Annotated in this window: 30 protein-coding genes; 29 read left to right on the top strand and 1 reads right to left on the bottom strand. The window is 64.7% G+C overall.

The features are described from left to right. Positions 1-27 precede the first annotated feature (27 nt). The 19 genes from ACZK3W_RS04530 (at position 28) to ACZK3W_RS04440 (ending at position 9,577) form a co-directional block, all read left to right on the top strand. Positions 28-171, top strand: coding sequence for a hypothetical protein (locus tag ACZK3W_RS04530; protein WP_005412422.1), 144 nt, complete (start codon positions 28-30; stop codon positions 169-171). Beyond that, the gene (locus ACZK3W_RS04525; protein ID WP_005412421.1) at positions 164-448 is read left to right on the top strand and encodes a hypothetical protein; all 285 of its coding nucleotides are present in this window, start codon (positions 164-166) and stop codon (positions 446-448) included. Before ACZK3W_RS04530 ends, ACZK3W_RS04525 begins: the two co-directional genes overlap by 8 nt. Then, complete coding sequence (locus ACZK3W_RS04520) at positions 448-606, top strand: hypothetical protein (protein ID WP_154267700.1); 159 nt, start codon at positions 448-450, stop codon at positions 604-606. Before ACZK3W_RS04525 ends, ACZK3W_RS04520 begins: the two co-directional genes overlap by 1 nt. Next, entirely contained in the window at positions 606-1,271 is a 666-nt protein-coding gene (locus ACZK3W_RS04515) for a hypothetical protein (RefSeq protein WP_004154595.1), read from the top strand. Before ACZK3W_RS04520 ends, ACZK3W_RS04515 begins: the two co-directional genes overlap by 1 nt. Continuing rightward, positions 1,255-1,692 (top strand): RusA family crossover junction endodeoxyribonuclease, encoded by a 438-nt coding sequence (locus ACZK3W_RS04510; RefSeq protein WP_414498432.1) that lies wholly within the window; start codon positions 1,255-1,257, stop codon positions 1,690-1,692. The genes ACZK3W_RS04515 and ACZK3W_RS04510 overlap by 17 nt, the downstream gene beginning before the upstream one ends. Then, entirely contained in the window at positions 1,693-2,055 is a 363-nt protein-coding gene (locus tag ACZK3W_RS04505) for an N-acetylmuramoyl-L-alanine amidase (RefSeq protein WP_004154593.1), read from the top strand. An 11-nt stretch (positions 2,056-2,066) separates the two neighbouring features. Further along, positions 2,067-2,453, top strand: coding sequence for a helix-turn-helix domain-containing protein (locus tag ACZK3W_RS04500; protein WP_004154592.1), 387 nt, complete (start codon positions 2,067-2,069; stop codon positions 2,451-2,453). Beyond that, on the top strand, positions 2,450-2,629 hold the full coding sequence (locus ACZK3W_RS04495; RefSeq protein WP_004154591.1) for a hypothetical protein: 180 nt from the start codon (positions 2,450-2,452) through the stop codon (positions 2,627-2,629). Before ACZK3W_RS04500 ends, ACZK3W_RS04495 begins: the two co-directional genes overlap by 4 nt. Positions 2,630-2,780: 151 nt before the next feature. Continuing rightward, the gene (locus ACZK3W_RS04490; protein ID WP_445683835.1) at positions 2,781-4,247 is read left to right on the top strand and encodes a toprim domain-containing protein; all 1,467 of its coding nucleotides are present in this window, start codon (positions 2,781-2,783) and stop codon (positions 4,245-4,247) included. 165 nt (positions 4,248-4,412) lie between these two features. Continuing rightward, the gene (locus tag ACZK3W_RS04485) at positions 4,413-4,661 is read left to right on the top strand and encodes a hypothetical protein (RefSeq protein WP_005412417.1); all 249 of its coding nucleotides are present in this window, start codon (positions 4,413-4,415) and stop codon (positions 4,659-4,661) included. A gap of 10 nt (positions 4,662-4,671) precedes the next feature. Further along, the gene (locus ACZK3W_RS04480; protein WP_180886100.1) at positions 4,672-5,322 is read left to right on the top strand and encodes a Gabija anti-defense Gad2 family protein; all 651 of its coding nucleotides are present in this window, start codon (positions 4,672-4,674) and stop codon (positions 5,320-5,322) included. Positions 5,323-5,334: 12 nt separating this feature from the next. Further along, positions 5,335-7,209, top strand: a complete 1,875-nt coding sequence (locus ACZK3W_RS04475; protein ID WP_478450507.1) for a DNA polymerase — start codon at positions 5,335-5,337, stop codon at positions 7,207-7,209. After that, positions 7,191-7,529, top strand: coding sequence for a hypothetical protein (locus tag ACZK3W_RS04470; RefSeq protein WP_050483582.1), 339 nt, complete (start codon positions 7,191-7,193; stop codon positions 7,527-7,529). Before ACZK3W_RS04475 ends, ACZK3W_RS04470 begins: the two co-directional genes overlap by 19 nt. After that, entirely contained in the window at positions 7,526-7,891 is a 366-nt protein-coding gene (locus ACZK3W_RS04465; protein WP_414498428.1) for a hypothetical protein, read from the top strand. The genes ACZK3W_RS04470 and ACZK3W_RS04465 overlap by 4 nt, the downstream gene beginning before the upstream one ends. 28 nt (positions 7,892-7,919) lie before the next feature. Next, positions 7,920-8,045, top strand: coding sequence for a hypothetical protein (locus tag ACZK3W_RS04460; RefSeq protein WP_258013034.1), 126 nt, complete (start codon positions 7,920-7,922; stop codon positions 8,043-8,045). Then, positions 8,042-8,290 (top strand): hypothetical protein, encoded by a 249-nt coding sequence (locus tag ACZK3W_RS04455; protein WP_414498427.1) that lies wholly within the window; start codon positions 8,042-8,044, stop codon positions 8,288-8,290. The genes ACZK3W_RS04460 and ACZK3W_RS04455 overlap by 4 nt, the downstream gene beginning before the upstream one ends. Further along, on the top strand, positions 8,287-8,598 hold the full coding sequence (locus ACZK3W_RS04450) for a hypothetical protein (RefSeq protein WP_164170919.1): 312 nt from the start codon (positions 8,287-8,289) through the stop codon (positions 8,596-8,598). Before ACZK3W_RS04455 ends, ACZK3W_RS04450 begins: the two co-directional genes overlap by 4 nt. Further along, the gene (locus ACZK3W_RS04445; RefSeq protein ID WP_445683837.1) at positions 8,595-8,744 is read left to right on the top strand and encodes a hypothetical protein; all 150 of its coding nucleotides are present in this window, start codon (positions 8,595-8,597) and stop codon (positions 8,742-8,744) included. Before ACZK3W_RS04450 ends, ACZK3W_RS04445 begins: the two co-directional genes overlap by 4 nt. Further along, positions 8,741-9,577: a phage exonuclease gene (locus ACZK3W_RS04440; protein WP_414498426.1), complete on the top strand. Its 837-nt coding sequence runs from the start codon at positions 8,741-8,743 to the stop codon at positions 9,575-9,577. Before ACZK3W_RS04445 ends, ACZK3W_RS04440 begins: the two co-directional genes overlap by 4 nt. A gap of 58 nt (positions 9,578-9,635) precedes the next feature. Here the strand turns inward: ACZK3W_RS04440 and ACZK3W_RS04435 are convergent, their stop codons facing one another. Further along, the gene (locus tag ACZK3W_RS04435; protein WP_414498425.1) at positions 9,636-9,974 is read right to left on the bottom strand and encodes a hypothetical protein; all 339 of its coding nucleotides are present in this window, start codon (positions 9,972-9,974) and stop codon (positions 9,636-9,638) included. A 78-nt stretch (positions 9,975-10,052) separates the two neighbouring features. Between ACZK3W_RS04435 and ACZK3W_RS04430 the strand changes: the two genes are divergently transcribed. From ACZK3W_RS04430 to ACZK3W_RS04385, 10 genes are all read left to right on the top strand, one after another. Beyond that, a complete protein-coding gene (locus ACZK3W_RS04430; RefSeq protein ID WP_004154581.1) occupies positions 10,053-10,589 on the top strand; it encodes a deoxynucleotide monophosphate kinase family protein in 537 nt (178 codons plus the stop codon). Positions 10,590-10,653: 64 nt separating this feature from the next. Continuing rightward, entirely contained in the window at positions 10,654-10,833 is a 180-nt protein-coding gene (locus ACZK3W_RS04425; RefSeq protein WP_004154580.1) for a hypothetical protein, read from the top strand. 20 nt (positions 10,834-10,853) lie between these two features. Beyond that, positions 10,854-11,006 carry a hypothetical protein gene (locus ACZK3W_RS04420; protein WP_005412406.1) on the top strand — a complete coding sequence of 51 codons (153 nt, stop codon included), beginning with the start codon at positions 10,854-10,856 and terminating at the stop codon, positions 11,004-11,006. Continuing rightward, positions 10,999-12,555: a portal protein gene (locus ACZK3W_RS04415; protein WP_005412405.1), complete on the top strand. Its 1,557-nt coding sequence runs from the start codon at positions 10,999-11,001 to the stop codon at positions 12,553-12,555. Before ACZK3W_RS04420 ends, ACZK3W_RS04415 begins: the two co-directional genes overlap by 8 nt. A gap of 16 nt (positions 12,556-12,571) precedes the next feature. Further along, complete coding sequence (locus ACZK3W_RS04410; RefSeq protein WP_004154577.1) at positions 12,572-12,715, top strand: hypothetical protein; 144 nt, start codon at positions 12,572-12,574, stop codon at positions 12,713-12,715. Beyond that, positions 12,715-13,500, top strand: a complete 786-nt coding sequence (locus ACZK3W_RS04405) for a capsid assembly protein (RefSeq protein ID WP_004154576.1) — start codon at positions 12,715-12,717, stop codon at positions 13,498-13,500. Before ACZK3W_RS04410 ends, ACZK3W_RS04405 begins: the two co-directional genes overlap by 1 nt. 26 nt (positions 13,501-13,526) lie before the next feature. Next, positions 13,527-14,480, top strand: a complete 954-nt coding sequence (locus tag ACZK3W_RS04400; RefSeq protein WP_088476075.1) for a major capsid protein — start codon at positions 13,527-13,529, stop codon at positions 14,478-14,480. A gap of 99 nt (positions 14,481-14,579) precedes the next feature. Further along, positions 14,580-15,170, top strand: a complete 591-nt coding sequence (locus ACZK3W_RS04395; protein WP_005412402.1) for a hypothetical protein — start codon at positions 14,580-14,582, stop codon at positions 15,168-15,170. Beyond that, positions 15,158-17,302 (top strand): phage nozzle protein, encoded by a 2,145-nt coding sequence (locus ACZK3W_RS04390; RefSeq protein ID WP_478450506.1) that lies wholly within the window; start codon positions 15,158-15,160, stop codon positions 17,300-17,302. The genes ACZK3W_RS04395 and ACZK3W_RS04390 overlap by 13 nt, the downstream gene beginning before the upstream one ends. Continuing rightward, positions 17,299-17,772, top strand: coding sequence for a hypothetical protein (locus tag ACZK3W_RS04385; RefSeq protein ID WP_049434065.1), 474 nt, complete (start codon positions 17,299-17,301; stop codon positions 17,770-17,772). Before ACZK3W_RS04390 ends, ACZK3W_RS04385 begins: the two co-directional genes overlap by 4 nt. The last annotated feature ends 1 nt before the right edge of the window (position 17,773 follow it).

Below are 17,773 nucleotides of genomic sequence, written 5' to 3'. Positions count from 1 at the left end.
ATTGATACCCTAAGCGAGAACATCAACATGAGCATCAACTACCAGCACGCACTGAACACCTACGTTGCCCAGGACCACTTCGGTGTGGTCCTCGGCATCTACAACCCGGCCGAACACGGCACGGTCGAGGAGTTCAAGCACCGCATGACGGAGCTGCACGCAGGTGCGTGATCGCGTCATCGACGGACTGCACTCACGTTCTGCCGAAAGCGCCGCACGCGGCGCTTTCGTCGTGATCGACAGCGTGCAGTCCCTCGGTCACCCGGCCGATCAGGTGATCGGCTTGGCGTGCGCCTTCAAGAACTTCTGCGAAGTGCTCGGCCTCGATCCGATGGAAGTGCTGCGGGTCGTCTCGCGCATGGAGCAGGACTGCCGCTACCGGCAGGTCAACACCCTCAACGCCGTGCGCCGCTACGCGGAGCGCGAGCTGAAACCGCACTACCCGTGATGCGTGACCCGATCACCGACGCCTTCATCGACGAGGCGCTAATCGGCTTCGACATCGACGAAGCCTTCGGCATTTCCGCCGACACCCCGCTGACCGCCGCCGCTGACCTGTGGCGCGCGGGCATCTATCTCCCGACCAACTACGAGACCGACAACTGATGGCAACCAAGAAGCGCGAACGATTCGTCTCCCCCAAGGGCACCGCCGTGTGGCCGCGCCTGAACGAACCGGACACCAAGTTCAAGCCGGAAGGCGAATACACCGTGAGCCTGGCGTTCGACCCGAACGACAAGGACTTCAAGGCGCTGGCGAAGAAGCTGGAAACCCGGCGCGACGAGCTGTTCCAGGAGTTCCTGAGCGAGAACCCGAAGAAGAAGAAGGGTGCCGAAGTGGCCCCGGTGTTCACCGAAGAAACCGACGAGAACGGCGATGACACCGGCCGCGTGCTGGTGAAGTTCAAGATGAAGGCCAGCGGCGTCAGCAAGCGCACCGGCAAGAAGTTCACCATGCGCCCGGACATCTTCGACGCCCGCGGCAAGAAGATCGACAACCCGCCGCAGATCGGCGGCGGCAGCGAACTCAAGGTCTCCTACGAGATCGGCGGTTCGTTCGTCGAATCGGCCAAGAAGTTCTACTTGACCTGCTACATGGTCGCCGTCCAGGTGATCGAGCTGGTCGAGTTCGGCCAGCGCAACGCCAAGGACTACGGCTTCGGCGAGGAGGACGGCTACGAGGCCGCCGACAGCGCGCCATTCAGCGACAGCGATGACGACTCGGACGACGACAGCGACTCCGACGACGAGGGCGATGACGGCGACTACTGATCCGCTGTCGGTCATCGTGGACACCGCGAGGGGGGCCAAGCATTTGGCCTCCCTCATGTTCCCGTTTGACCCGGTGCCCGCCTCGCGCCCGAAGGTTTCGCGCTGGGGCGTCTACTACGGCAAGACATACAAGACCTGGAAGGAAGCCGCAGAGAAGCACCTGCCAGCCGGTGACCTGGACCTGTCGCCGACCGATCCGGTTTTAGTGGTCATCATCGCGGTATGCAAACGCGCCAAGACCTCGAAGGCCGCGTTTCCCAAGGGCGACGTGGACAACCTCGCCAAGGGGCCGATGGACGTTGTGACCAAAGCCACCGGCTATTGGGCCGACGACAAGCAAGTCATGTGGCTGCTCTCCGGTAAGCGCTGGGCGCAGCCGGACGAAGAACCACGCACCGAAGTCCACCTCTACAAACTCTAAGTGCGCCTCAAACCTCTGGAATCGGTAGAGGCGCTGTTCGTCCTCGCCAGCATGACCCGCCCCGAGCAGGTCACGACCGGCGAAGAACTCGCACGCCTGCACCGCTCGCAGGGCTACTCGAAGATCGCCGTCCACTTCGTCATCGAACGCGACGGCTCGATCTACGACGGTCGCCCGCTGAATCAGCCCGGCGCTCTCGCCGGTAAGCACAACCAATCCGCATACCAAGTCTGCCTCCTGGGCGGCGTCAACGACGCCATGCAGCCCGAGGACAACTTCACCGAAGCCCAACACGCCGCACTGCGACGCCTGCTCGCCGCCTACGGCAAGCCCGTCGTGTGGGCACCTGACTTCCCTCGATAGGAGAACCAAACGTGAAACCGCTGCCCCCGCAAACCCAGGTCGTCCTGGATCACCTGCGTCGCCACTCGCACCTGACCTCGTGGCAGGCCGAAGGCGTCTACCGCATCCGCCGCCTCGCCTCGCGCGTCGATGAGCTGCGCGCTGCTGGCTTCGAGATCGAAACGCAGACCTGCGAGGACGCCTCGGGGCAGCGGTACACGCGCTATCGCCTGTCGCGCCGTCAGCGCCGCAGCAAGGCTCCGCTCCTGGAAGCGCGCCGCGCTCCGAAGCAGTACCGCGTCGATGCGCTGCTCCAGCTGTATCGCAACTACTGCACCGACGAGCTGGGCCTCGACGCCAACGATGCGACCGAAGAAGTCGCCGCATTCACCAAGTTCCTGCTGGAGAAGAACGCATGACCAACACCGCCACCACCGTCATTCCGTCCGCGATGCGCCTGGCTTTCGAGCGCGCATGGGCGCGCGCCGACAAGCCCTTCCGCGGCCTGGGCCGCACCGTCAAGGGTGCGCTGAATCGTCGCCTCGGCATTTCCTACCGCAAGCGCATGTGGTCCGTGGAGCGTGCAAAGCGCTGACTCCGAATACCTCCACAAAGAGCCGTGCCCGAACTGCGGCAGCAAGGACAACCTTGCGCGCTACAGCGACGGGCACGGCTACTGCTTCGGCTGCGGTCACTACGAGCCAGCCGAAGGCGAGGAGGTCTCTCAACCCACCAGCAGGAAAACCATGAGCGACTTTGCGAAGGGTGAACCGCAAGCCCTGGCGAAGCGCGGTATCACTGAGGAAGCATGCCGTAAGTACGGCTACTGGATCGGCAAGGACAAGCACGGCAAGACCGTGCAGATCGCCAACTACAAGCGCGATGGCGGCATCGTCGCGCAGAAGCTCCGCTACCCCGACAAGAAGTTCTCGTTCATCGGCGACTCGAAGGCGTGCGGGCTGTTCGGCCAGCACCTCTACGAACCGGGGCGACGCCTCGTCATCACCGAAGGCGAGATCGACGCGCTCTCCGTGGCGCAGGCACTTGGCCTCCGCTGGCCGGTGGTGTCCGTCCCGAACGGGGCGCAAGGCGCAGCCAAGTCCATCAAGCGCGAGCTGGAGTGGGTCAACGGCTTCAACGAGGTTGTGCTCATGTTCGATATGGACGAACCGGGCCAGGCCGCCGCGCAGGAAGTGGCGCTGCTGCTGACTCCCGGCAAGGCCAAGATCGCACAGCTCCCGGCGAAAGACCCGAACGAGCTGCTCCAGCGTGGCGATGCCGAGGCGATCACTCGCGCCATCTACGAAGCGCAGACCAAGCGCCCCGATGGCGTGGTGACGTTCGGCTCCCTCAAGGAGAAGGCACTCAAGCCGGTCTCGATGGGCATGCCTTGGCACGACCCGCGCCTCACCGCGCTGACCTACGGCAAGCGGTACGGCGAGGTCTACACCTTCGGCGCGGGCACCGGCATCGGCAAGACCGACTGGCTGATGGAGGAAGCAGCCTTCATCGCGCAGGAAACCGGCGACCGCGTTGGCCTGTTCTTCCTGGAGCAGCAGCCGGTCGAGACGGCGAAGCGCATGGCAGGCAAGGTTGCTGGCCGCCGCTTCCACGTCCCCGATGGGAGCTGGACGCAGGAGGAGCTGGAAGCCGCGTTCGAGATTCTCGACAAGGGCCAGGTGTTCATCTACGACCACTTCGGCTCGTCCGAGTGGGACGTGATCGAAGCCAAGATGGCCCACATGGTCGTCGCCGAGGGCGTCAAGCACATCGTCCTCGACAACCTCACGTCGTTCGCGGCCGGTGCCGAGGACGAGCGGAAGATGCTGGAGGACACGATGGCGAAGATCGCGCAGTTCGCGCAGCGCCACCTCATCTGCATCTACCTGGTCTCGCACCTCGCCACGCCGGAAGGCAAGCCCCACGAGGAAGGCGGGCGCGTGATGCTCCGTCACTTCAAGGGCAGCCGCGCGATTGGCTTCTGGACGCACTTCGCGTTCGGCCTGGAGCGCAACACCCAGGCCGAGAACGAGGCCGAGCGCAACTGCACGACCTTCCGCGTCCTCAAGGATCGCTTCACCGGCCAGTCGAACGGCCAGGTTCTCTACTACAGCTACGACCACGCATCCGGCCGTCTGCTCAATGCAGATGCTCCGGGCGAATACGGCGACTTCGCCGACGAGTCATCCGATGTATCCACCTCCGACTACTGACGGCCGCTCGGTCGTAGGCTTCATTCCAGCTGATGCGCCGCTCTCCTTCGCTGAGAGCCTCGTTCTCCCCTACCAACTCCCGCGCTCCGACCAAGCCTGCCGTGTCATGTACGGCAAGCCAGGGCGGCGCGTGGTCATCCACATCAAAGCCGAGGAACTACCCCAATGAAAGAGATCGTCGCCATCGCAATCGACCTGCTGACCGCTCCGTTCCGCAAGGACACCGTGACCGACGTGGTGAAGGTGCTGGAGGGCCAGGTGGACAAGCTGTTCAAGATCAGCGCCGACCGCATCGCCACCGCCTCGACGCTGCGCGACAAGGCCGATGTCCTGCACTCGCAGGCCGACGAGCACGAGGAAGAAGCCGAGCGCGCACTGCGTGTCGCCGAGCGCTTCACCAACCTGATCCGCTAAGGGACCAACCATGACTGCCGAGCAACACGCTCGGTCCCTGTTCGACGTGTTGCCGGCCGAAGTCCGCCACCTGGTCATCCTGGGTGGCGGAAGCCTGCGCGCGTTCTACGACGGGACCGAAATCAAGGACATCGACTGCTTCTTCGTGTCACTTGCGAGCTACACCTACGTGGCCGCGTACCTGAGCGGCCGTAGCGACTGGACCAGCGAAGCCGCTCCGAACGGTATCCGCAACTTCCGCTCGCCCGAGGGTCACCTCGTGAGCCTGATCGGCTTCGAGTTCGGTACGCCGCACGAGCACTGCGCCCGCTTCGATCTGCGGTGCTGCGCCCATGTCGCCATCTACGAACCCAGCACCGACGAGGTGGTGGTCGTATCCCTCGAAGGCGCGGTTGCCGACGCATCGGAGAAGCTGCTGTTCGTGCTGAACAACAACGGCACCGAGCGCACCATCCGCCGCATCACGCACTACGTCGAGGACTACGGCTACACGCTGCACCCCGACCAGCCCGAGCAGGAGGAACTGTTCGAGGACGACGACTTCCCCGGCCACGCGCCGCAGGGCGTCCATACGCCGCCGAAGGCTCCCGAGCCGGAGTACATCCTCCGCGCCCGCCGCCGTGTCCGCGCAATCCCCGTAACCAACCACGGCTACCCGTAAGGAGGACCGCCGTTGATCCTCGTATTCGACTGCGAGACCAATGGCCTCCTCGACGAACTTGACACGATCCACTGCATTTCCCTCCAAGAGGTAGATGAGACCGGCGCACCGCGCGGTCCCATCCTGTCCGCCAACGATCACGGCACGGGCGAAATGACAGTCCGTCAGGCCGTCGAGAGGCTCAAGAAGGCCAAGCGCGTTGTCGGCCACAACATCGCCGGATTCGACATTCCGGCTATCGCCAAGGTGTTCCCGGACTTCAAGGTCCAGGCGTACTTCGACACGCTGCTGATGTCCACGCTGGTCTACCCGGACCTCAAGGACCGCGACTTCAAGGCCCGCAAGAAGCAGGGAGCGAACCCGGTGTTGCCGGGCAAGCTGATCGGCCGCCACGCCCTCGAAGCGTGGGGCTACCGCCTCGGTCGCTGGAAAGGCGACTACGCGGCGCAGATGGCCGCACGCGGCCTCGATCCCTGGGCACAGTGGTCTCAGGAAATGGACGATTACTGCGACCAGGACGTTGCGGTCACGCAAGCACTGTTCGCGTTGCTGATGAGCAAGGGCCTCCCTACCGAGGCCATCGAGCTGGAGCAGGCCGTCGCGCCAATCCTCTCGCGTCAGCAGCGCTACGGCTACCTGTTCGATCAGGAGAAGGCGCGTGAGCTGGAGTGCATCCTCGTGTCCCGGCGCACTGCGCTGGAGGCCGAGCTGCGCAAGGTCATTCCGCCGTGGAAGGTGGTGAAGCGCAAGTTCGTACCGAAGCGCGACGACAAGCGCCGCGGTTACGTCAAGGGCGTGGAGGTCACGACCTACAAGGACGTGGTGTTCAACCCGGCAAGCCGCCAGCACATTGCTGACCGCTTGACTGCAATTCACGGCTGGCGGCCCCAGGAGTTCACCGAGAAGGGCCAGCCGAAGATCGACGAAGAAGTCCTGGGCGCGCTCAAGTTCCCGATCATCCCGCTCCTGCTGGAGCACTTCATCGTCAACAAGCGCCTCGGCCAGCTCGCCGAAGGCGACGAGGCGTGGCTCAAGGCCATCAAGAAGGACGGCCGCATCCACGGCAGCGTGAATCAGAACGCAGCGGTGACCGGCCGCATGACGCACTCGAAGCCGAACATCGCTCAGGTGCCGAAGGTCCAGCACTCGAAGGAGAAGGGAATCCTCAAGGGCCAGGAAGGCGGCTACGGATTCGAGTGCCGCTCGTTGTTCTGCGTCCCAACAGGGAAGCTCCAGGTCGGCGCGGACGCCTCGGGATTGGAGCTGCGCTGCTTGGCGCACTTCATGGCAAAGCACGACGGCGGCGAATACGCCAAGGTCATCCTCGAAGGCGACATCCACTCCGTCAACCAATCGGCCGCAGGACTGCCCACCCGCGACAACGCCAAGACCTTCATCTACGCCTTCCTCTACGGGGCAGGCGACGCGAAGCTCGGCTCCATCGTGGGTAAGGGTCGCCAAGCCGGGGCGAAGCTCCGCTCGAAATTCCTGGCCGGGCTGCCTGCGCTGGAGAAGCTGGTACGCGGGGTCAAGAAGCGCGCGGCCGAGAAGGGATACCTGATCGGTCTCGACGGCCGGAAGCTGCACATCCGCAGCGACCACGCCGCGCTCAATACCCTGCTCCAGTCGGCCGGTGCGCTGGTGATGAAGAAAGCCCTGGTGATCCTCGACGCCGACCTGCAAGCCGCAGGGTTGGTGCCGGGCGTCCACTACGAGTTCCTCGCCAACGTCCATGACGAGTGGCAGATCGAAGTGGACGAGGACAAGGCCGAGTTCGTGGGCAAGACCGCCCAGGCCGCCATCCGCAAGGCTGGCGATAACTTCGGCTTCCGCTGTCCGCTCGATGGCGAGTTCAAGATCGGAAGGAATTGGGCCGAGACGCACTGACCCGCGGCAAGCGGGACATTGCACTCGCCCTGGTGCGCCAAGCGAAACGCCGGGCAGCAAGGAAGGGACTGCCGTTCGACCTCACGTCGGACGACATCGTGGTCCCCGACTTCTGCCCGGCGCTGGGCATCCCGCTGTACCGCGCTGTCGGGCGCAAGGCCCAAGGCCCCAACTCACCCACGCTCGACCGCATCGAACCTGACCTCGGCTACGTCCGGGGCAACGTGCGCGTGATCTCCGCACGCGCGAATCAGATCAAGTCCGACGCGACTCCCTCGGAGCTTCTGCGAGTCGCCTGTTACGTCCAAGAGAACCGATGAACCCAACCAACATCCTGCGCGCCCTCGCGGCGCTGCTGGTCGTTGCCGCGCTCGCGGCTGGCGGCTTCGCAGCCTGGAAGTACACCGCAATGGCCCAGCGCGTGGCGGAGCTGGAGGAGTCGGCAAAGGAACTGGCCGACCTCAAGCAGACCGTCGAGACCCTCAACCGCGAAGCCGTGCGCCGCTCTGCCTTCGATGCAGCGCTGCGGAACGCCCGCGCCACCACCAACCGCTCTGTGGAGATTGCAGCAAATGCTGACCCGGAAACTGGCGATTACCTGTCTCGCCGCATTCCTGACGAGCTGCGCCGCGCACACCTCGAAAGTCGTGCCGGAGCAGTTCCTCCAGCCGACCGTCATTGAGGGCACGCACTCCTCACTCGACGCCGTGATGGCTGACCCGACCACCACCACCTACGACCTCTACCGCTTCGGCGGCAACGCCGAGGACGGCCTCCTGCGCTGCAACGCCGACAAGGCGAGCGCCCTGGAAGTCCTCAAGGAATCGAACCGATGAACGAGAATCAGCTTCGCGTGCATTTCATTGGCGGCCCCGCTGACGGCGATGTCCGCTTGATCGCTCCGTGTACTACCTACCGCGTGGCTGTGCTCGAACACCAGCCCGAGGTTCACGCCTACAACGCCAAGTGCCCGTGCTGCACGGAGCGCATGCTGCGCCCCATGGAGTGGAACACCGCGATCTACTTCATCCGCCGCGTTAGCGAGAAGTGCTGGGTCGCCGTACACGAGAGCATGGTATGAAGCGCGCTCTCCTGATCCTGGCGCTGTGTGCTGGCCTCGCTGCGTGCGATATGAAGCCCTGGCCGCCGAGTGCGGACTATGGCTCGTGCCTGAAAGGGCACAGCGAGGACTCCTACATCATCATGTGGCAGTCGATGTGTACGGGGAACTCCTGCACGCAGATTCCGTACACCATCCCGACCACCGACTTCGTGTGCGACGAGCACGAGTACCCGCTCGGCGACGGCCCGGAGTACCAGGCCGGAATGAAGCGCTACGCCGCCGAGCTACAGGCGTGGTATGAGCGCCACCCGGAGAAGCGGCCATGACTTCCTACGTCACCTATCGGCCGCCGCAGGCGGCCGGCTCCTGGGTCATCGGCGGCAACTTCTTCGTGCAGGTCCGGGAGCGTCCGAACTGGCTGCACCGCTGGTTCGCGCTGGCGCTCGTGGGATGGCAGTGGGTGGACGCATGAACAAGCGCGGCCCCCTGCTGCTGATCGACGCCGACGTGCTGCGCTACCAGCTCGCGTTCTCGAACACCGCGAACATCGACTGGAACGGCGACGGCAACAAGGTCGAAGCGATCCAGCCCGAGCGCGCGAAGGCGAAGCTGGAGGACTACATCGACGAGATCGTCGAGAAGTTCGGCGCGCGTGATTACCTGCTGGCCCTGTCCTGCAAGAAGCACAACTTCCGCAAGGAAATCGACCCCACCTACAAGCTCAACCGTGCCAGCAAGGACAAGCCTGCCCTGTGGTACGTGCTCGACGAGTTCGTCTACGACGAGTTCGGCGACAAAATCGTGGAGATCGAGAACCTGGAAGGTGACGACGTGCTGGGCCTACTGGCCTCGCACCCGAATCCGAAGCGCGCGCCAGGCAGCCGCATCGTCGTGTCCATCGACAAGGACATGCAGACGATCCCCGGCATCCGTCTCTACAACCCCAACCGTCCCGACGTGGGCGTCCGGCCGATCTCGGCTCACGACGCTGACCTGTTCTGGATGAAGCAGGTGCTCACGGGTGACCAGGTGGACAACTACCCCGGCTTCCCCGGCATCGGCCACAAGGGCGCGGACGAGCTGCTCATGCCAATCCACGAGGCGTACCGCGATGCGCCCGTCGAGGAGCACCTCGGCGCGCTGTGGAACACCGTCGTCACCACCTACACCACTCGCATCCCCCGCGGCGGCACCGAGCCGCTGTCGAAGCACGATGCGATCCGCCAAGCACGCCTCGCGCGAATCCTGCGCTACGGCGACTACAGCCCCAAGACCAAGGAAGTGAAGCTGTGGAAACCTGTCTGACGACTCTGTAGGGATTCGCGGGCCAGGGCTACCACTGGCCCGCTAGATCAACCAAACCTCAGCCATCGGGAAACATTGGCTGGTGAGGATTCATCAGGTGATTGTGCCAACGATCCCGATAGACGAGTTCCCCAGTGCGCGGCACCAGCTTGCCACGGTAAACCACCCAAACCACTGGTTCCCCCATGGTGCCAGGCATCTCTGTCACCGCTGCCCCAAGATTAGCCAATACCTTCCGCAACTCCGTATCAACGAACTCCGCCCGCTCCACCGCTTGCTCAGTCAGTACGTTGCTTATGTCGAGTAGGTTAGCTGCCGCGTGCAGGCCGTAAAGACGCACTGCGAATTCTTGGACCTGCTCCAGGCGCTTCTGTTCTTGGTCGCCAACTTCGTCCATTTTAACGGTCTCCTTACAGGTCCGTTCACTTTACCACCAGGCCCGCCTCGTGCGGGCCTTTCCTTTTCTGGAGTCCCCATGAAGATCATCGGAATCACCGGCCGCGCCCGTAGCGGCAAAGACACCCTGGCCGAGTTCCTGGTCAGCGACCACGGCTTCGTGAAGCTGTCCTTCGCGGCCCCGATCCGCGCCTTCGTGGCGGACATCACCGGCCTGCCGGTGTCCGCGATGGAGGACGGCCCGCTCAAGGAGGAGCCGCTCGACTGGCTCAACGGGCAGACCCCGCGCCGCCTGATGCAGACCGTGGGCACCGAGTGGGGCCGCGAAATGATCGACCGCGACCTGTGGGTCAAGGTGGTCGCGCAGAAGATCCGTCAGGCCCGCCGCGACGGCGCTGCGGGCGTCGTGGTGTCGGACGTTCGCTTCGACAACGAGGCGCAGTTCATCCGCGAGTGGGGCGGCCAGGTGGTCCAGGTGCTCCGCGACAGCGCGGCCCCGGTCTCGGCGCATGCCTCCGAGGCAGGCGTCCACGGCGACCTGATCGACACCGTGATCGACAACAACGGCCCGATCCACCGCCTGCGGATGGTCGCGGAATCGCTGGCCCGACTCTAAGGGTTTAGTGGTCATCATCGGGGGAAACGACAGTTTCCCCACCTATTCATAACCCAGGAGTTCTATGCAAATCCCTCTGCACTCCTACGACCTGATCGACCTCCTGGACGAACTGCACCCCGAAGTGATCTACGACCCCGCCCAGCCGAAGGAGGAGTTCCTGCTCCGGCAGGGCGAGCGCCGCCTGATCCTCCGGCTCAAGGCGCTGCGGAAGGTCGAGCAGATGGAGCACCGCGCCCGCTAATCATGTGCAGCAAGCCCAACATGCCGGACCAGCAAGAGAAAGACCCGATCCTGCTGACCCGCCAGGACACCCAGCCGACCGGCCACGCGGCCGATCAGCGGCGTAAGTCCAAGGTCCGACTGGACCTGAACAACGCAACGCAGTACCAAGGACTGACCATTCCGAATGGCTGACGCCAAGCAGACCTCGGCCGAGAAGCAGACGGCCGCGAAGCGCTACGGCGATCTCAAGTCCAACCGCAAAGAAGCCGAGACGCGCGCCAAGCGCTGCGCCAAGGTCACCCTGCCCCGCCTGTGGGTGGACGAGGGCGCGAAGTCGCGTACCCCCGGTTCCGCCTACATCGACACCGGCCCGAAGTGCGTCAACGCCCTAGCCTCGAAGATCGTGCTGGCCTGGCTCCCGCCGAACGCCTCTGTGTTCAAGCTCGCGCCTGACCAGGCCGTCGCCGAGAACATCGCCGAGCAGGCTGGCGTGGAGACCTCCGAACTGGAGGCCGCGCTGGTGGACGTGGAGCGGGTCATCGTCAACGACCTGGAGACCAGCGGCGTCCGCCCGGTCCTCAGCGAGGCGGCCAAGCACGCCATCGTCCTCGGCAACTTCCTGCTCTACGACCCCGACGAGGGCAAGCCCAAGCTGTACCCGCTGACCTCCTACGTGACCGACCGCGATGGCCTGGGCAACGTGCTGGAGATCATCACGCTCGACAAGATCGCCCCGGCGATGCTGCCGGATTCGATCCGCGCGGCGGTGATGCAGAAGCTCGCCCAAGAACGCGACGAAAAGACCAAGAACGACGACGTGAACCTCTACACCTGGGTACGTCGCTCGGAAGATGGCAAGGAGTGGGAAGTGGTCCAGGAGGTCGAGGGCGTCGAAGTCCCCGAGACCGTGGGCACCTACCCCATCGACGCCTGCCCGTGGATTCCCCTGTGCGCCCCGCCGTCCCTCGTGGACGACTACGGCGAGGGCCTGGTCTACGACTACGTGGGCGCGTTCGAGTCGCTGGAGGCGCTGCGCAAGGCGATCCGCAAGGGTGCCGCCGCGCTGGCGAAGATCATCATGTTCCTCAAGCCGACCTCGACGATCCGCGAGCGCCAGCTCACCGAGGCCGAATCCGGCGCGGTGCTGCGTGGCGAGGCCAGTGACGTGACCACGCTCCAGCTCCAGAAAGCCTACGACCTGAACTTCGTGCGTCAGGAGGCCGAAGGGCTGGCGAACTCGCTGGAGCTGATCTTCGGCGTGAAGTCCGCCGTGCAGCGCCCCGGCGAGCGTGTGACCGCCTACGAAATCCGGGTGCTCACCCAGGAACTCGACGACGCCCTCAGCGGCTTCATGGCGATGTCGGGCGAGCAGCTCTTGCTGCCGCTGATCCGCCGCCGCCTTCACAAGCTCCAGAAGCAGGGTCGCCTGCCCGAGCTGCCGCAGGAACTCATCAAGCCGCGCATCACCGTTGGCATCGCCGCCCTCGGCCGCGGCCACGACCTGAACAAGCTGATCGAGTTCGGTCAGGCAGTGGATGCGCTTGTCGGCGCAGAGGAGAAGGCACGCCGCCTCAACAGTGGCGAGGCGATCTCCCGACTTGCCGCCGCTTCCGACATTTCCACCAAGGGCCTGATCCGCTCCGACGACGAGCTTGCTGCCGAGCAGCAGGACGCCTCGGCGCAGGAGGCGATGGTCCGTGCCGCTCCGAATATCGCCTCAGCGATGACCCAAACCCCGTAACCCCGAGAAGGACGCAATGTCGAACGAAACCACCGAGAAGCCCGCCAAGCCGACCAAGGAAGCCCCGAAGGCTCCGAGCGTCGAGCGTAAGGGCAAGGCCGAGATCACCCGCAAGACGAACGGCCTGGTCATCGTCAACTACAAGCCCGAGGACAAGTAATGTCGCAGCCGGGCAAGTCCGAAGTGACCGTCAGCCTTGACGGCATCAACGGCCAGCCGACCCCAGGTCAGCAGCCGCCGCAGAACTCCCAGGACACCCAGCAGCCCGCACAGGGCGCGCAGGGTGGCACCGATGGCGAGCGCCTGTTCGGCGGCAAGTACAAGACCGTGGAGGAGCTGGAAGCCGCCTACGCACAACTGAGCACGCCAGCCGACGACAAGGGTGGCAAGGGCGGCCCCGCGACCATCGACGACGCCACCGCGGATGACGCGCGTGACGCCTTGGCGCGGGCTGGCCTGAACCTGGACGACTTCGCCACCGAGTTCAACTCGAACGGCTCGCTGTCCGAGGAGAGCTACAAGAAGCTCCAGGACGCGGGCTATCCGAAGGAGCTGGTGGACGTGTACGTCGATGGCCTGCGCGCTCGCGTGCAGACCTACGAGAACGCCGTCTACTCGCCCGCAGGTGGCAAGGCCGGTTACGACGGCCTGGTCCAGTGGGCCAAGACCAACCTGAGCGCCGAGCAGAAGCGGGCGTTCAACGAAGCGGTGCAGTCCGGCGACGCCGGCCGCGCAGCGCTGGCAGTCCAGGGCCTCGTCGCCCTCCGTGGCGGCAACGGCCGCCTTCTGAATGGCAAGACCGCATCGAACGCCGATGCTGGCCCCAAGCCGTTCCAGTCGCAGGCGCAGGTCGTCGAAGCGATGCGCGATGTGCGCTACCACCGTGATCCGGCCTACCGCGCGGAAGTCTCCGCCCGCCTGGCCGTGTCGCCGCTGTTCAAGTAATCCACTCAACCTCAAGCAAGGACTAAATGTCGGACGCAATCCCCTCCCGCCTGGGTCAAGCACAGGCCAACGGCGACGCCTGGGCGCTGTTCAAGCAGAACTACACTGCTGAAACCATCACCAGCTTCGTCGAGAACTACAAGCTGGACGGCCGCGTGTCGGTGCGCAACATCGAGAGCGGCAAGTCCGCCTCGTTCCCGAACGTCGGCACCATCGGCTCCGAGTACCATGTGCCGGGCACCGAGATCAAGGGCCTGGTGGTCGAGCACAACGAGACCATCATCACCCTCGATCCGATGCTGATCTCGCACGCCTTCATCGCCAACATCGACGAGGCGATGAACCACTACGACGTGCGTTCCGAGTACACCCGTCAGCAGGGTGCGGAGCTGGCGCTCAAGCGCATGCAGAACGAGCTGCGCTGCGCGATCCTGGCCGCTCGTACCACCGAAGGCAAGGTCGAAGGCCAGCCGGGTGGTGCCATCATCAAGGCCGCCACGATGGCCTCCGATCCGACCGTGCTGGCCGATGCGTTCCGCAACGCCCGCATGCTGTTCGACGAGAAGCTGCTGCCGGACAACCCGCAGGAGTTCACTGGCGCACTGGCCCCGGCTCAGTGGTATCTGCTGACCGAGAACAAGGACTTGATCGACCGCGACATCAACGCGGAATCGAACGGCTCCTACGGCCAGGCGATCATTTCCTCGGTTGCCCGCATCCCGCTGGTGAAGATCAACGCGATGCCGCGTGTCGATGAGTCGTCCTTGGCCTCGATCCCGGCCAAGTACCGCGGCAACTTCGCGGACACCGTGGGCGTGATCTTCCACCGCTCGGCGGTCGGCACCCTCAAGCTGCTGGACCTGTCCCTGGAGGACGTGTACCAGGGCGAGAAGCAGGGCACCCTGATGCTGGCGAAGTACGCGCTGGGTCACGGCATCCTGGCTCCGCGCGGTGCCATCGAGCTGTCGAAGGCCCCGTAAGCAATACAGCGCCGTTGGGCAAATCCCGCGGCGCTTCAATCTCTCTCCATCTACGGGGGACATCCACATGGGTGTCCCCCGTTTTTTTGCCCCGAATCCATGAACCTCGAACTCACTCCGACCACGGAACTCGAAGCCGTCAATGTGCTGCTCGGTGCTATCGGCGAAGCGCCGATCAGCGACCTCGAAGCGCTCGGCAACCTGTACGCCTCGCAGGCGCGCGACACCCTCCGCGCGGTGAGCCGCGAGGTCCAAACCGCTGGCTGGTGGTTCAACACCAGCGAGTCGTTCACCTTCACGCTCAACGCGGAAGGCAAGGTGCTGCCGCCGCAGTCGATCCTCAAGCTCGTCCCCGCACGCGGAAGCGAGCCGCTGGTGATCCGAGGCACGCGCCTCATCAACCCGCTCACCCTCGCCGACACGTTCTCGTCGGCACCCACCGCCGATTTCGTGACCTGGTTCCTCGCCTACGAGGAGCTGCCCGAGTCGGCCCGCCGCTACATCGCCGTGCGCGCTGCGCGTCTGTTCCAGACGAGCGTGCTAGGTAGCGACCAGCTCTACGTGTTCACCGAGAAGCACGAGGAGGAGGCATACCTCATCTTCGCGCAGGAGCACGCCGACTTCACCTACGCCCGCGGCCACAACTTCCTCAGTGGCTCGACGGACGTGTCTGATATTTGGGACCGCTGATGCCGCTAATCACGGGGGACTATCCCTCGTTCCTGGGAGGCGAGTCGCAGCAGGACGATACCGTCCGCTCGCCGAACCAGCTCACCAAGGCGATCAACGCCTGGCTGCATGCCGCAATGGGCGCTGGCAAGCGCCCGCCCGCCGAGTTCGTTGCTGGCCTTGGCGTCACCCTCGATCACGACTGTGCCTTCCACTCCATCGTCCGCGATGAGAACGAGCGCTACATCGTCGCCGTGGGCCACCGCAGCATCCGCGTGTTCGACCACGAGACCGGCAAGGAATACACCGTCAACGCCACGGGCGACGCGCTCAACTACCTGGACACCCAGGGACAGCGTGCGTGGTCGTGCTTCGCGCTGGCGACGTTCTCCGATACCACCTTCATCGTCAACCGGCTGGTAGACGTGAAGCAGAGCGATGAGCTGTCGCCCGGTTCGCTGTACGGATCGGCGCAAACGATGTCCGACCTGCCGAAGCCCGGTGACAAAGGCTCGGCCGTTGTGCCGACCGGCGCGATCTACAACATCATCGGCTCGTCCGAGTCGCAGTTCGACGACTACTACGTCCAGAAGCAGTCCTCCTCGGTCTACCTGGAGGTCGCCCGGCCGGGCATCAAGCACCGCTTCGATGCCAAGACGATGCCGCACATCCTCAAGCGCATCCCCGATCCGGTGCATGCGGACGGCTTTTGGTTCTCCTTCGGTGGACCGGAGTGGACCGCGCGCCTCGCGGGTGACGAGCAAAGCAACCCGTTCCCGTCCATCGACGGCCAGCGCATCCGCGAGGTGTTCAAGCACCGGGACCGCCTGGGCTTCCTGGCCGGGGAGAACGTGCTGATGTCCGAGGTCTCCGATCCGTTCAACCTCTGGCGCACTTCGGTGACCCAGGTGCTCGACGCCGACCCCATCGACGTGAGCGTCAGCGGGTCGAACGGCGTCACCACGCTCTATCACGCAGTCCCGTTCCAGTCGGCCCTGTTCCTTGCCGCTGCGGGCGGCCAGTTCCTCCTGACCGCCGAGCCGTACCTGGCCGCCAAGAACGTCAAGAGCGATCCGGTCAACAGCTACAGCAGCTCGCCGTACATCCGGCCGAAGCTGATGGGCGAGTCGCTGTACTTCACCGAGGACAGCGGCGCATACGCAAGCGTGCGCGAATACTTCATCGACGACCTGTCGGTGACCGGCGACGCCGCCGACGTGACCGCGCATGTGCCCAAGCTGATGCCGGGCCGCATGCGAGCGATGGCGAGCGCAAGTGGTGCTGATTGCGTGTTCTTCGCTCCTGACGAGCCGACCGACGCGCAGCTCTATGTCTACTTCGTCCGCTGGATCGGCGACGAGAAGCAGCAGTCCGCATGGACGCGCTGGTCAATCTCCGGCGTCGGCCGCATCGTTCACATGCACGCCATCAACGACGTGCTGTACGCCGTCGCGGAAGCGCCAGGAGGCGGCTGCGAGCTGCTCAAGTTCCGTATGGTGCTCAACCAGCACGACGCGGATGCCACGGGCGACTACAACTTCCTGCTCGACCGCATGCTGGTGGTGCAGCCCACCTATCAGCAGTTCGGCAACGAGACCTGGATCGACCTGCCCTACATCGTGCCCGATGGCATGACGGTCACCGTCCTCAAGACGGACGATTGGCAAGACCCCGGCGCGTACCTGGACATCACCAATGCGCGCTGGGACAACGCCCGCACCCGCCTCGCGCTCCCCGGTAACCACACCGAGGGCCGCGTGGTCGTCGGCATGGACTACGAGCACCGACTCACCCTGACCAAGCCCATCGTTCGCGGTGGGCAGAACCAGGCCGTGCTGGTGGGCCGCACGCAGGTGCGTGACATCGAGGTCGCCTACAAGGACGGTGCGTACTTCGAGCTGGAGGTCGAGCAGCACGGCAATGGCCGAGTCGAGACCTACGTGGCGTCGCATTCCGGTGCATACACCGCGCGCGTCCTCAACGACTCGATGTTCCGCACCAGCGCCCCGACGTTCCACTCCGGCTCTCGCCGGTTCCCCGTGCTGGGCGACGCCAACAGCGTCCGCATGCACCTCGTCAACCGCCTGCCGTTCCAGTGCTGGTTCCAGTCAGCACAGTGGCGCGGCATGTTCGTCTCCCGCAGCCGAGTATGACCCTGACCTATCGAAGCCCCACCGCCAGCGACATCCTCCACGTCGCCGAGAACATGCGGCAGGAGGACATCCTGGAGGTGGCGGCTTCGCATGGTCACACCCCGCTCCAGGCGCTCGCATACGCAGTTACCGCGAGCGACCGCAGTTTCGCCGCGATGCACGACGGTTCTCCCGTGTGCATCTTCGGCTTCACACAGCACGCCGAGGGTATCGCCTCGGTTTGGCTGCTGGGCACCGACGCCCTGGTGGCTCCCTCGTTCCGCCGCACGTTCCTCCGAGAAGCTCGGCGGATCAGCGACGAGTGGGCGGCCACCTTCGGCACCATCTTCAACTTCGTCGATGTCCACGCCGTCACCACGCGGCGATGGCTCGGCTGGCTTGGCTTCCGCGAGAGCGGCGTCGAGTCCGCCTACGGCTTCGCCAAGACACCCTTCGTCCGAGTAACCAAGACCCCATGTGCAACCCCGTAGC

Source organism: Stenotrophomonas sp. 80084_Sma (genome assembly GCF_056481995.1).
Note: the sequence above shows the minus strand (reverse complement) of the source record. Positions and strands in the feature narration are given on the sequence as shown.

Bases quoted from the DNA above. Each gene is read 5' to 3' on its own strand.
- ACZK3W_RS04455 (WP_414498427.1), top strand. From the start codon at position 8,042: ATGAACGAGAATCAGCTTCGCGTGCATTTCATTGGCGGCCCCGCTGAC.
- ACZK3W_RS04430 (WP_004154581.1), top strand. From the start codon at position 10,053: ATGAAGATCATCGGAATCACCGGCCGCGCCCGTAGCGGCAAAGACACC.
- ACZK3W_RS04510 (WP_414498432.1), top strand. From the start codon at position 1,255: ATGACGGCGACTACTGATCCGCTGTCGGTCATCGTGGACACCGCGAGG.
- ACZK3W_RS04460 (WP_258013034.1), top strand. From the start codon at position 7,920: ATGGCTGACCCGACCACCACCACCTACGACCTCTACCGCTTCGGCGGC.
- ACZK3W_RS04385 (WP_049434065.1), top strand. From the start codon at position 17,299: ATGACCCTGACCTATCGAAGCCCCACCGCCAGCGACATCCTCCACGTC.
- ACZK3W_RS04395 (WP_005412402.1), top strand. From the start codon at position 14,580: ATGAACCTCGAACTCACTCCGACCACGGAACTCGAAGCCGTCAATGTG.
- ACZK3W_RS04485 (WP_005412417.1), top strand. From the start codon at position 4,413: ATGAAAGAGATCGTCGCCATCGCAATCGACCTGCTGACCGCTCCGTTC.
- ACZK3W_RS04445 (WP_445683837.1), top strand. From the start codon at position 8,595: ATGACTTCCTACGTCACCTATCGGCCGCCGCAGGCGGCCGGCTCCTGG.
- ACZK3W_RS04465 (WP_414498428.1), top strand. From the start codon at position 7,526: ATGAACCCAACCAACATCCTGCGCGCCCTCGCGGCGCTGCTGGTCGTT.
- ACZK3W_RS04440 (WP_414498426.1), top strand. From the start codon at position 8,741: ATGAACAAGCGCGGCCCCCTGCTGCTGATCGACGCCGACGTGCTGCGC.
- ACZK3W_RS04450 (WP_164170919.1), top strand. From the start codon at position 8,287: ATGAAGCGCGCTCTCCTGATCCTGGCGCTGTGTGCTGGCCTCGCTGCG.
- ACZK3W_RS04400 (WP_088476075.1), top strand. From the start codon at position 13,527: ATGTCGGACGCAATCCCCTCCCGCCTGGGTCAAGCACAGGCCAACGGC.
- ACZK3W_RS04495 (WP_004154591.1), top strand. From the start codon at position 2,450: ATGACCAACACCGCCACCACCGTCATTCCGTCCGCGATGCGCCTGGCT.
- ACZK3W_RS04415 (WP_005412405.1), top strand. From the start codon at position 10,999: ATGGCTGACGCCAAGCAGACCTCGGCCGAGAAGCAGACGGCCGCGAAG.
- ACZK3W_RS04435 (WP_414498425.1), bottom strand. From the start codon at position 9,974: ATGGACGAAGTTGGCGACCAAGAACAGAAGCGCCTGGAGCAGGTCCAA.
- ACZK3W_RS04490 (WP_445683835.1), top strand. From the start codon at position 2,781: ATGAGCGACTTTGCGAAGGGTGAACCGCAAGCCCTGGCGAAGCGCGGT.
- ACZK3W_RS04410 (WP_004154577.1), top strand. From the start codon at position 12,572: ATGTCGAACGAAACCACCGAGAAGCCCGCCAAGCCGACCAAGGAAGCC.
- ACZK3W_RS04530 (WP_005412422.1), top strand. From the start codon at position 28: ATGAGCATCAACTACCAGCACGCACTGAACACCTACGTTGCCCAGGAC.
- ACZK3W_RS04515 (WP_004154595.1), top strand. From the start codon at position 606: ATGGCAACCAAGAAGCGCGAACGATTCGTCTCCCCCAAGGGCACCGCC.
- ACZK3W_RS04425 (WP_004154580.1), top strand. From the start codon at position 10,654: ATGCAAATCCCTCTGCACTCCTACGACCTGATCGACCTCCTGGACGAA.
- ACZK3W_RS04480 (WP_180886100.1), top strand. From the start codon at position 4,672: ATGACTGCCGAGCAACACGCTCGGTCCCTGTTCGACGTGTTGCCGGCC.
- ACZK3W_RS04405 (WP_004154576.1), top strand. From the start codon at position 12,715: ATGTCGCAGCCGGGCAAGTCCGAAGTGACCGTCAGCCTTGACGGCATC.
- ACZK3W_RS04420 (WP_005412406.1), top strand. From the start codon at position 10,854: ATGCCGGACCAGCAAGAGAAAGACCCGATCCTGCTGACCCGCCAGGAC.
- ACZK3W_RS04520 (WP_154267700.1), top strand. From the start codon at position 448: ATGCGTGACCCGATCACCGACGCCTTCATCGACGAGGCGCTAATCGGC.